Here is a 12,178-nt window from a genome sequence, read left to right on the forward strand (position 1 = left end):
ATGAAAGAATTACATGAGAAAATTTTAAGCAGGCTACTTGCATACAGGGAAGAACATAAAGATTTTACTTTTTATCTCAGAAAAAAAGGCGAAAGATTAGACGCTGGTTATTGGTTTTTGGGAAATGAAAATTATATCAATATTCCTTTATTTAATAGGGGCGATAGTAATAATAAGACACAAACAATAGGATTTGTATATGAACAAAATAATGATAGAAGTTTTATAGAAATCGTATTCAATAATGTTCTCAACGTTGATGATAATGAAATCAAATTTTATGAAGAATTAGTACATTTTTTACCTAAAGCCGAACAAAAGGCTGCTGGAAATAGATATTGGTATATCTTTAGTGAGAAAGATGTATTTGAAAATTTAGATTATTACATAAAGGATTTTAGAAATAAATGTTTAGAATTAATAAAAAAATATGCGTTGGAAGATAAATATATAATTAGTGAACATGAGTTTAATAGATATTTGAATAGGATTAATGAATATAGAAATGGACAAATAGATTTAAAAACAGAAAATTATAGGGTAAATATGTTGCTTTCTAGCTGCAAAATTAAAAACATAATCCTCTATGGTGCTCCTGGAGTTGGAAAGACTCATAACTATAAAAATATAATTTCCATGATAGAGGATGGCAAAAGCCAAAATGAGATTTTTGATGTCGTTTCAAAAAATCAACATGTAGATTTAAAAAATAATGCTTTTGAGAGCATAAAAAAAGATGGCAGAGTTGAGTTTGTGACCTTTCATCAAAGCTACTCTTATGAGGATTTTATAGAGGGCTTTCGACCAAGTGAAGAAGAAGATAAAATAGTTAGAAAAGATGGTATTTTTAAAATTATTTCAGATAAAGCAAGAAAAAATCTAGAAAATAGTCAAAAAAATATAGAAACAATACAAGAAGAGAGAAAATTTGAAGAGTTATTTGATTTATTTAAAGATTATATTGAAGATGAAATAGAGAAAAATAAAAAATTTGATATTAATGAAACAGCATATATTACAAATATCGAGCATGATGCTTTTAGATATCAAGGTGATAATTGGGGCAATACTCAAAGAATGAAATTTGCTGATATAGAATTATTATATAACTCAAATATCTATGAAAGAAAAGAGATTAAAAAGGTTCATAATATAAGTGGATTAGCTAAACAACATGCTACTTATTTTTCATATTTTATGAAGCATTTTTTAGAGTTTAAAAAGAAACAAAAAATAGATATACAAAAAATTGATAAGATAGAAGAAAAAAACTTCTACATAGTCATAGACGAAATAAACAGAGGAAATATCTCTAAAATCTTTGGAGAACTTATCACACTCATTGAAGAGGATAAAAGAGATGGTTATGAGGTGACACTTCCATACTCAAAAGAGAAGTTTAGAGTGCCATCAAACCTCTACATCGTAGCTACTATGAACTCAACGGATAAATCTATCGCAACTATTGACATAGCTCTTAGACGAAGATTTACATTTTTAAAGATGAAACCAAATATTGATTTGATTTCACATGTAAAAGCAAAAGAGCTGTTTCATGCTCTAAATATATTTATAAAAGAGAACCTAAACGAAGATTACATGTTAGGGCATAGTTATTTTATGAATATACAAAACAGTGAAGATTTAGAGTTTGTTAAAGAGTATAAAATCAAACCGCTTTTAGAAGAGTATTTTTACGCTGATGAAGAAAATTATAACAAAGCAGTAGGTATATTAAATCAAGATGACTAAAACAATAACCTTAGCACACGGTAACGGCGGGCAGGAGAACAACGAGCTAATCTCTCATGTGTTTTACAAAGCATTTAAAAACGACATACTAGAGCAAAGCGAAGATGCGGCGGTGATAGAGGGCGGAACTTTGGCATTTTCAACCGACAGCTTTACGGTCACTCCGCTTTTTTTTGCAGGCGCGGACATAGGCAAACTTGCAGTCTGCGGAACATGCAACGACCTTGCCATGATGGGTGCGAAGCCGAAATATCTTACATGCAGCGTGATTATCGAAGAGGGTTTTAGCGCAGATGTGCTTGAGCGCATAGTCTCATCCATGCAAAAAGAGCTGCTAATTAACGGCGCGCAGGTTGTGAGCGGAGACACAAAAGTTGTGCCTCGCGGCAGTGTGGATGGGATATTTATAAACACGACAGGTATCGGGGAGATTTTACAAAGATGCATCAGTTCAAACAGCATAAGCGAAGAGGATGTCATACTTCTGAGCCGAGATATAGGGTGTCACGGAGCGACCATTTTTGCATCTCGCGAGGGCATAGAACTCAGCTCTGCGCTTAAGAGCGATTGCGCTTCGCTCTATCCGATAGTAAAAACGCTTATAGATGAGGGTGTAAAGATAACGGCTATGCGCGATGCGACACGCGGTGGTGTGAGTGCAGCTCTTAACGAGTGGGCGAGGCAGTCAAATATTTGCATAGAGATAGATGAGGAAAAAATCGTCACAAGCGATGAAGTTATGGGGCTTTGCGAGCTTTTGGGGTTTGATGCGATGTCTCTGGCAAACGAGGGGACATTTTTGCTTGCAGTGAACAAAGAGGAAGCCATAAGGGCAGAGCAGATTTTAAAAACATTTAACAAAAATGCCTCCATCATCGGCAAAGTAACCGACAAGCATCTTAAAAAAGTCATCATAAATTCGGCATGGGGTACGCAGAGATTTTTAGATACGCCAACCGGTGAGCTTCTCCCTAGGATCTGCTAAATGCATGAGTACAGCATCGTTCAATCGCTTATTGATAGTTGCGAGGAGCATGCGAGAAAAAATAATGCAAAAAAAGTGACAAAAGTTGTCGTGAAAATAGGGATCTTAAGCGGAGTTGAGCCGCATCTTCTGCATAAAGCTTACGAGATGTTCAGGCTCGGCACGATATGTCACGAGGCGGAGTTGGTTCTAAATCTTCAAAAGGTAAAAGTGCATTGCAACGTCTGCGGCGTGGTTGAAGAGCTCGATAAAAATGAGTTTATCTGCCCAAAATGCGGCAGTTATGACATAAAAGTTCTTGATGGCGAAGAGATGTATTTGATGAGTTTGGAGTTAGAGTAGTGGTGTTTAGCATTGAGATAAGAGGCGTGGTGCAGGGTGTCGGATTTCGTCCTTTTATCTACAATCTTGCCGCTTTAATGGGTCTGTACGGAGAGGTCTCAAACAACGGTTACGGCGTGCTGATACTTCTTGATGCGACAAAAGAAGAGCTGGATGAGTTTGTAAAAAAGATAAGAGACAACAAGCCCCCGCTAAGTGAAATAGACTCCATAAAGATAACTCAAGAAAAAAAAACAAAATCGTTTGATGGCTTTAGCATAAAGATGAGCGAAGGTTCTAAAAATCTCTCCAGCCATATTCCTCCTGATATCGCAATGTGCGAGGAGTGTGAGCGTGAGCTTCATGATAAAAGCAACCGCAGATTTGAGCATCCGTTTATTACATGTGTCAGCTGCGGACCCCGTTTTAGCATCATAAAAAATCTTCCATACGACAGAAAACATACATCTATGGATGAGTTTGAAATGTGCCAAAAGTGTGCACAAGAGTATAAAAATCCGCATGACAGAAGATACCACGCTCAGCCCATCGGGTGCCACGAGTGCGGACCAAAACTCTCTTTGTTTGATAACAGCGGTAAGGTGATAGAGAGTGAAAATATCATAGATAAAACAGCCAAGCTTATAGCTGATGGCAAGATTGTTGCCATAAAAGGAATAGGGGGCTATCATCTTGTCTGTGATGCGACAAATGATGAAGCAGTGAAACTTCTGCGAGAGAGAAAGCAGAGACCATCAAAGCCATTTGGAGTGATGGTAAAAGATATCTACATGTCAAAAAATATTGCCACTATCAATGAAAAAGAGGAGGAGTTGCTCTGCTCAAACAGACGTCCTATCGTGCTGTTTAAAAAAAGAGAAGATAACGCTCTAAGCCGACATGTCGCTCCAAATATCAACCAAATCGGGCTTTTTTTGGCATACACTCCGCTTCATCATCTTATTTTGCAAAGGTTGAACAGACCCATAGTTGCGACAAGTGCGAATATTTCAGACGAGCCGCTTTGCAAAAGTTATGATGAGATTATGAGGCTTCGTGGCATTTGGGATTTCTGCTTGGATAACGACAGAGAGATTGTAAACAGCTGTGACGATTCGGTAGCCTTTGTCGAAGGTGAGAAAACATTTATGCTAAGAGATGCAAGAGGATATGCGCCTCTCTATCTTAAACTTCCTCATAAAACGGACAAGAAGATTTTGGCACTTGGCGCAAACCAGAAGAGCAGTGTGGCGATTACTATCTCAGAGAGTGTTGTTTTATCTCCTTACATCGGTGATTTGGGAAGTTTGTCGAGCATAGAGCATTACAAATCGCACATAGAGACGTTAAAGCGGATTTATGAGTTTGAGCCCGATGTTGTTGTGTGCGATAAACATCCAAACTATGAGTCGACAAAATACGCAAAAGAGTTAGTGATGCAAAATCAAGATTTAAAATTGCTTCAAGTTCAGCATCACTATGCGCACATTTTGGCAACTATGGGCGCAGGCGGCATAACGACAAAAGTTTTGGGTGTCAGTTTTGACGGCACCGGATACGGAGATGATGGCAATCTTTGGGGCGGAGAGTTTTTTGTCTGCGACTTGGAGGGTTATGAGAGAGTTGCTCATTTTAAGTACTTTAAACTTCTTGGCGGCGAGAGAGCGATAAAAGAGCCGCGGAGAGTTGCTCTTAGCTTTTTGTTTGATATATACGGCGAGGATGTTTTTAACCTTAACAATGCAACTCTGAACTCATTTTCTGCCGCTGAGATAAAAACACTTTACACGGCATGGAAAAACGGACTAAATTCGCCGCTCTCAAGCTCATGCGGGCGACTTTTCGATGCACTGGCATCAATCTTGGGTGTTGTTCAAGTTTGCAGCTACGAGGGAGAGAGCGGACTGCTTTTGGAGAGCCTTTATGATGAGAATATTTTGGAGAGTTATATATTTGGCATAGAAGATGGCGAGATAGATTTCAGCCAAATATTTAGACAGATTTTAGATGAAGAAAACAGTCGTGTTGCGGTTTCAAAATTTTTCAACACGATAGTTGAGATTATTTACGAGATGCACAAAAAGTACGATTTACCTTTAGTTTTGGGCGGCGGAGTGTTTCAAAACAGAGTGCTTTTAAGGCTGATTATGAGAAAAATTCCCGATGTTATTTTGCCTGAGATGTTTGTAAGCAATGATGGCGCAATAGCCTACGGACAGGCGTTAGCCGCCTCTTTAGAGTTCAAAACTCTTTGACATATGAAGTTTGATCTCTTCAGTTTTTAGCTCATAGTTTACAAATAGTTCGTTCGCTAAAACGCCTTGTCCAAGAAGCATATCGGCACCGTCTTTAAAGGTGATGTTTTTGCTTTTTGCGAGTTTTAAAAAAGGTGTCATTTTTCCGTAGATAGCATCTGCCGCAAATGAGCTGTTGTCTAGAATTTTTTCTAACAAATCTGATGGACATGGTAGAATCTCTTCTTTAAGTCCGGCACTTGTGGTGTTTACAACCAGATCATATTTTGATATTTTAAAATCATCCCAGCTAAAGCACTCACATCCAAGCTCTCTAAAGTATGCGAGTCTCTCTTGGCTTCTGTTTAAGACACTTACTTTTATGCCGTCTTCCATAAATCTTGCACAGAGCGCTTTTGCCGTTCCGCCTGCACCAAGAACTAAAATATTTTTAATAGCGCCAAACTCTTTGATGGCAAACATAAAACCGTCTGCATCGGTGTTGTAGCCTATAAGTCTGCCGTTTTCGTTTACGATAGTGTTTACGACTCCAACCTTCTTGGCAAAGCCTCTTACTTCATCGCAAGCCTCATAAGCCGCTTCTTTGTGAGGAACGGTAATATTTGCTCCGCTAAGATTTAGAGCAAAAAAAGTCTCTTTTAGCTTTGAGCCGTCTGGAAGATGGACTCTCGTGTAGCAGGCATCATAATTTAGATGTTTAAATACAGAGTTGTGCATAAGCGGAGAGCGTGAGTGCGCAACCGGGTCGCCAAAGATGGCAAAGAGTTTCATTTAGTCCAGATCTTCAAGCGAGGCGACAAGTGCGCCAAGTTTGTTCTTAACTTCCAAGTACTCTAATTCGTTTTGGCTGTCTGCAACTACGCCAGCACCCGCTTGAAGGACGACTTTGTCATCTTTTACAAGAGCTGTTCTGATTGTAATTGCGCTGTCCATATTACCATCAAATCCGAAGTAGCCGACACTTCCGCTGTAAAAACCGCGCTTTAGCCCTTCATACTCGGCGATGAGCTCCATCGCTCTTATCTTTGGTGCACCCGTCATTGTCCCGGCAGTAAATGTAGCCATAAAGAGATCAAACATATCTTTGTCATCAGCAAGCGTAGCCGTAACGTCAGAGACTATATGCATAACATGAGAAAATCTCTCGATATGCATCATATTTTCAACTTTTACGCTTCCTGTTTTTGCAACACGGCTGACGTCATTTCTGCCAAGGTCGATCAGCATAAGATGCTCTGAGAGCTCTTTTGGGTCTGCCAAAAGCTCATCTTCAAGCTCTTTATCTCTTGCCTTGGTCGCACCTCTTTTTCTTGTTCCCGCGATAGGGCGAAGAAGAAGTTCACCGTTTGTCAGCCTAACCATAACCTCAGGAGAACTGCCTACTATGTTAAAATCCTCATACTCCATCAAAAACATATAAGGTGATGGGTTTTTGCTTCTAAGGATCCTGTAGAAGCTAAAAGGGTCTACATGTATGTTTCTCGTAAAGCGGTTTGTCATAAGTATCTGAAAAACATCGCCGCTTCTTATCATCTCTTTTGATTTCTCGACCATCTCAAAAAACTGCTCTTTTGAGAATGCAAAACTTCCGCTATCATTGCCTATGTTTCGCTTCATGTGGATATATTCATATGAGTTTTTAAGCTCACTCTCTATCATCTCAAACTTTTTGCTCATCTCTTCTTGAGTACTTATAAGTGTGAGCTGATAGTTTTTGTGGGAGTATACTAGAATTATTTTTGGAAGTATCAGGTCCAGATCAGGCGTATTTAGCTCATCTCTCAGACCATCCATCGTGTTATGGAGCTTTGGTTCAAAAACCTTGACCATATCGTAACCGATATAGCCTATAAAGCCGTCCACATAGCCGACTTTAAGCTCGGCAGACGCTTTTTTGTAGATGGATGTGTCAATGTTCTTGTAATAGTTTTTTAAAAAAGTAAAAGGAGATTCGTCTTTTGTGTGTGTTAAGCCCTCTGCATCTGTATATAGGGTTTTTCCATCTATATACTGAACTCTCTCTCTGGCACCGATGCAGATAAAGCTGTAGTTACCTTCGCTTTGTCCTGCACTCTCAAAAAGATAGGAGATCTCATCTTTGAAGATCGCCTTTAGTTTTGCGTAGATAGCAACGGGAGCTAACTGGTCTTGAATAAATTGTTTAGAGTAAATCAAAAAAAACCTTATTTGGTTATATTTTAGTTAAAAAAGCACCTGCTTCTACAGACTTTCTAACCGGGATCAACGCTTTTCTTGCTTCTGCTTCATTGACAAAAGGTCCGACTAGTACTTTGTTTAAAGTCTTAGAGTTTACGGTCACTTTATGGAATTTATATTTGTACCCGAGATTTAAAATAGAGTCTAGAAATTTTTTATTTGGCTCATATTTTGCAAATGAACCGACTTGAATATAGTACTCACCCGAAGTTGCGGGAGCAGCAGTTTTTGGCTCTGTTACTGCTTTTTTCGTCTCTACAACTTTTGGTGCAACTGGAGCAGGTTCTACAACCTCTTGTTCTGCAGTTTGAAGATTCTCTTTTGAGCTCTCCTCTTTTAGTTTTTGAGCGATCTCATCCAAAGAGGTGTTTTCAGGCTCACTCTCTTGAACAACGGTAACATCTTCAAAAAGAGGCTCGTCATTTTGTGTTTGGACCTCTTTTTGAGGCTGAGGAGGAAGAACGGCTTGAGGCAGATTGTCAGTGCCGCTTGATGTAAGAGTATTCATCAGCATAACTACAATTATTAGAACAACACCAAGTGTCGCCACTGCTAAAATTATCTTTTTATTCCCCGCGGATGAACCACCTTTATTTAAGATAATATCATTTAGTTCATTTTTTTCTTCCATAACCACTCCTTTATAATTCTTCTCTCATAATAATACCCAAAACTTGTTTATGAGTACTCTTTATTTGTCAAAAAGCATACTCTATTCCACTACATATGCTTTGACCAGGATGCCCCGCGCTCTTTTGCATACACCTCGTAAGGAAGAGTTAGAATATTATACTCATCCGGCATGTCAGGATTTGGAAACATTCTCCACTGTTTTGGCTGTTTTGCCGCAAGTTTCATGCTTATCATTTTGCCGAGCTGTATAGCTTCTTGCAGTGTTGTGTGGCCTTTGTGGATGTAGACGTGAAGATGCCCTTCGGTTTTTGTTCTGTAGGCAGTGAAGTTTATGAACCCCTCTTCGCGAAGAAGAAGCTGAGTTTTATGATAAAAACGCTCAGGGTCTCTTCCGTTGTAGTCGATCACGATATTTTCGACTTTGTTGTTTTTGTTGATTATTGAGTGAGCTACGGTTATCTCGCCTTTTATATGCTGATTGATGACAGACTGGGATAAGATCGCATTTACTTTTTCAAACTTGTTGTAAAAGGTGCGCCCCTTGTACAGAATTTTCTCCACTACTTCGTCTCTTTTGATCCAGTAGTGGTCGTTTACCATCTTTATAAGGTTTAAATCTGATACCGTCATCTTAACAACCGACCTTAGTAAGTTGACTGATGATAAATTACGAAGTTTTGAGCCAGCTCTTTTAGCTCTTTTTTAACAGCGGCTTGCAGCTCCGTGTTGTTGATATCATCAAGAACGTCCGCTATTTTATTTGCTATAAATTCGAACTCTTTCTCTTTCATCCCTCTTGAAGTAAGAGCAGGACTTCCAATACGGATACCTGAAGTCACGAACGGGCTTCTTGTCTCACCTGGAACAGTATTTTTGTTTACGGTAATACCCGCATTTCCAAGAGCGATATCCGCATCTTTTCCTGAGAAATCACGGTTTAAGAACGACAGAAGAACCAAGTGGTTGTCTGTTCCGCCGCTCACAAGATCGTAACCTCTCTTGACAAGTACTTCTCCAAGCACTTTCGCGTTTGCTTTTACTTGTTTAGCGTACTCTTTCCACTCAGGAGAGAGGTTGTACTTAAATCCAACGGCTTTTGCAGCAATAACATGTACAAGCGGTCCGCCTTGAAGAGCAGGGAAGATCGCAGAGTTCATCTTCTTAGCAATCTCTTCGTCATTTGTCATGATCATACCGCCTCTTGGACCTGCAAGAGTTTTATGAGTCGTTGTTGTTACGACATGAGCGTGAGGGAACGGGCTAGGGTGCTCGCCTGCCGCCACAAGACCAGCAACGTGAGCGATATCTGCAAACAATATAGCTCCAACTGCATCAGCGATCTCGCGGAATTTTGCAAAATCGATCTCTCTTGCATAAGCAGAAGCGCCGCAAACAATAATCTTCGGCTGAACAGTTTTTGCGATCTCCATGATCTTATCGTAGTTCATACGTCCGTCAAGCTCAACACCGTATGTGAAGCTTGAGTAGTTTTGTCCTGAAAAGCTCGGCTTTGAACCGTGAGTCAAGTGACCGCCATGGCTAAGATCCATACCAAGAAGTTTATCTCCGGCTTTTAATAGACCTGCATAAACTGCGGCATTTGCCTGGCTTCCTGAGTGAGGCTGCACGTTTGCGTAGTTACATCCAAAAAGTTTGCATGCTCTGTCAATCGCCAACTGCTCAACACCGTCGGCATATTCGCATCCGCCGTAGTAGCGTTTGCCCGGATAGCCCTCTGCATACTTGTTGGTAAAAACAGAACCCATAGCTTCCATGACGGCAGGAAGCGTAAAGTTCTCCGATGCTATCATCTCCAGGTGATCACTCTGGCGCTCTAACTCTTTTTCGCACAGGTCAAATATCTCTTTATCATACTCTTGTAAAAAACTCATTTTTATTCCTTTTTATTTAATTTAAAACGCCAAAGGAAGTAATTCCTTTCGCTACGCTAGCCACTTTGGCACTAAAGCTTGACACATTCGTGTCAGATAAAACCATTTACTTACTCGTTTTCTTCTTGTTTCTCTTGTGTATTTATAGGTTTCATTGCCGGAAACAGCAATACGTCTCTTATGGAGTGCTCATTTGTCAAAAGCATAACCAGTCTGTCTATCCCGATGCCCTGTCCTGCTGTCGGTGCCATTCCGTAGCTTAGTGCCTCTACAAAGTCTAAATCCATCTCGTGCGCTTCATCATCGCCGCTCTCTTTTGACTCGACCTGAGTTTTAAATCTCTCATATTGGTCAACCGGGTCGTTTAACTCGCTAAATGCGTTGGCGATCTCACGTCCTGCAATAAATAGCTCAAAACGCTCCGTTATTTCAGGGTTTGCATCGCTTCTTCTTGCCAGCGGAGATATATCAACAGGGTACTCCGTGATAAAAGTAGGGTTGATAAGTTTTGCTTCAACGTATTCGTCAAAGAGCTCGCCTTGAAGCTGTCCAAGGCTCAGACCATCTTTTACCTGAATATTGTTGCTTTTTAAAAATGCTACTATTTTATCTTTGTCGTTTACTATCTCTTGAGGAACTCCGCCTATGGTGTATAGCGACTCTATAAGAGGAACTTCTGAAAACTTGCTAAAATCGACCTCCAGGTCTCCGTAAGGAAGCTGCGTAGGAAGATCCAGATGGTCAAATAGGTATCTAAAATACTCTTTTGTGATCTCAATGAGGTCTTTGTAGGTCTTGTATGCCCAGTAGAACTCAATAGATGTGAACTCCGGATTGTGAGTAGCGTCCATCCCCTCGTTTCTGAAGTTACGGTTGATCTCAAAAACAGCCTCAAATCCGCCTACAATTAATCTTTTGAGGTATAGCTCCGGAGCGATTCTGAGGTATCTGTCTATGCCAAGCGCATTATGGTGTGTAACGAACGGCTTGGCGTTTGCGCCGCCGGCAATAGGGTGCATCATAGGGGTCTCAACCTCTAAAAAGCCTTTATCTTCAAAGAAGCGGCGGGTCAGTGAGATCACTTTTGAGCGGATCTTGAATGTTTTGCGGACATCTGCGTTCATGATAAGGTCTAGATATCTTTTTCTGTATCTGATCTCTTTGTCGGTTACACCGTGAAATTTTTCCGGAAGCGGAGATATCGCTTTTGTGAGAAGTCTTAGTTCGTCTGCATGGAGTGAGAGCTCTCCTTGTCCTGTCACAAAAGGGTAACCAAGTACTTCTACAATGTCTCCCACTTCTATGTTTTTCTTAAATACGTCGTTATAAAAACCCTCTGCAAGATTGTCTCTTGCAACATAGACCTGGAGAAGTCCGCTCTCATCCTCGATCTTTATAAAGCTCGCTTTTCCCATAACTCTGAAAAACTTTATACGCCCGCTTACTACATAGTGGCGCTTCTCGTCTCTTTTGTTCTCCTTGTGAAAAATATCACCGTTTACGTTTAAAAATTTCTCGATAGTTGTGCTTCTTTTTGAGTCGTTGGAGTATGGGTTTATCCCATCCTTTTTAAGAAGTTCTGCTTTTTCTATTCTTAGTTGTATAAATTTATTGTCAAAAACCAATAGTTGTTCCTTTAGTGTTTCTTGCTTTTTTGGCACTCTTTGCAGATACCGTATATCTGCATTGAGTGATCCTGCATCTCAAACCCGAGTTCCTCGGCGATCTTATGCTGTCTCTCTTCTATCTGTTCATCTACAAACTCTATAATAGTTCCGCAGAAAGTGCAGATAAAGTGGTCGTGGTGATGTTTTGCGCCGAGTTCATACTTTTTACCCTGAGCCCCAAAAGAGAGTGAGGTGACCATGTCCGACTCCTCCAAAAGAGAGAGCGTTCTGTATACGGTGGCGATCCCTGTCTTTAGATCAGGAAACTTCTCTTGGATAAGATTGTGAAGAGCCTCTGGAGTCAAGTGCTCATCAGAGTTGTAGAGAGTCTCTAAAATAACCTCTCTTTGGATAGTGAACTTGAGATTGTTCTTTTTCAGAAGCGTTTTAAAATTCTCAAGAAGCTGTTTATAAGCGACCGTTTTATCATTGAAGTCGGTTGTTATCTCAGACATA

The 12,178-nt window shown here is 40.1% G+C and carries 11 protein-coding genes; 4 read left to right on the forward strand and 7 right to left on the reverse strand.

Features of this window, described 5'->3' with window-relative positions; translation table 11 throughout:
* The 4 genes from RBR61_RS03350 to hypF are packed head-to-tail and all read left to right on the forward strand — an operon-like array spanning position 1 to position 5,313.
* Positions 1 to 1,752: an AAA family ATPase gene (locus RBR61_RS03350; protein ID WP_320342095.1), complete on the forward strand. Its 1,752-nt coding sequence runs from the start codon at positions 1 to 3 to the stop codon at positions 1,750 to 1,752.
* On the forward strand, positions 1,745 to 2,737 hold the full coding sequence (gene hypE, locus RBR61_RS03355; protein WP_320342096.1) for a hydrogenase expression/formation protein HypE: 993 nt from the start codon (positions 1,745 to 1,747) through the stop codon (positions 2,735 to 2,737). The genes RBR61_RS03350 and hypE overlap by 8 nt, the downstream gene beginning before the upstream one ends.
* Positions 2,738 to 3,079, forward strand: a complete 342-nt coding sequence (gene hypA / locus RBR61_RS03360; protein ID WP_320342097.1) for a hydrogenase/urease nickel incorporation protein HypA — start codon at positions 2,738 to 2,740, stop codon at positions 3,077 to 3,079.
* Entirely contained in the window at positions 3,079 to 5,313 is a 2,235-nt protein-coding gene (hypF, locus tag RBR61_RS03365) for a carbamoyltransferase HypF (RefSeq protein WP_320342098.1), read from the forward strand. Before hypA ends, hypF begins: the two co-directional genes overlap by 1 nt.
* On the opposite strand, the gene RBR61_RS03370 is transcribed toward hypF, so the two are convergent.
* The 7 genes from RBR61_RS03370 to RBR61_RS03400 form a co-directional block, all read right to left on the reverse strand.
* The gene (locus RBR61_RS03370; protein WP_320342099.1) at positions 5,293 to 6,084 is read right to left on the reverse strand and encodes a shikimate dehydrogenase; all 792 of its coding nucleotides are present in this window, start codon (positions 6,082 to 6,084) and stop codon (positions 5,293 to 5,295) included. The two genes, hypF and RBR61_RS03370, sit on opposite strands and share 21 nt — an antisense overlap.
* Entirely contained in the window at positions 6,085 to 7,488 is a 1,404-nt protein-coding gene (locus tag RBR61_RS03375) for an anthranilate synthase component I family protein (protein WP_320342100.1), read from the reverse strand.
* Between the two features lie 16 nt (positions 7,489 to 7,504).
* Positions 7,505 to 8,161 carry an SPOR domain-containing protein gene (locus RBR61_RS03380; RefSeq protein ID WP_320342101.1) on the reverse strand — a complete coding sequence of 219 codons (657 nt, stop codon included), beginning with the start codon at positions 8,159 to 8,161 and terminating at the stop codon, positions 7,505 to 7,507.
* Between the two features lie 89 nt (positions 8,162 to 8,250).
* Positions 8,251 to 8,793 (reverse strand): DUF1882 domain-containing protein, encoded by a 543-nt coding sequence (locus RBR61_RS03385; protein ID WP_320342102.1) that lies wholly within the window; start codon positions 8,791 to 8,793, stop codon positions 8,251 to 8,253.
* 14 nt (positions 8,794 to 8,807) lie between these two features.
* Positions 8,808 to 10,055, reverse strand: a complete 1,248-nt coding sequence (locus tag RBR61_RS03390; RefSeq protein ID WP_320342103.1) for a serine hydroxymethyltransferase — start codon at positions 10,053 to 10,055, stop codon at positions 8,808 to 8,810.
* A gap of 110 nt (positions 10,056 to 10,165) precedes the next feature.
* Complete coding sequence (lysS, locus tag RBR61_RS03395) at positions 10,166 to 11,680, reverse strand: lysine--tRNA ligase (protein WP_320342104.1); 1,515 nt, start codon at positions 11,678 to 11,680, stop codon at positions 10,166 to 10,168.
* 11 nt (positions 11,681 to 11,691) lie between these two features.
* Entirely contained in the window at positions 11,692 to 12,177 is a 486-nt protein-coding gene (locus RBR61_RS03400; protein ID WP_320342105.1) for a Fur family transcriptional regulator, read from the reverse strand.
* Position 12,178: the final 1 nt, after the last annotated feature.

Origin of the sequence: Sulfurimonas sp. (assembly GCF_034005705.1) — a bacterium.
Lineage (GTDB): Bacteria > Campylobacterota > Campylobacteria > Campylobacterales > Sulfurimonadaceae > Sulfurimonas.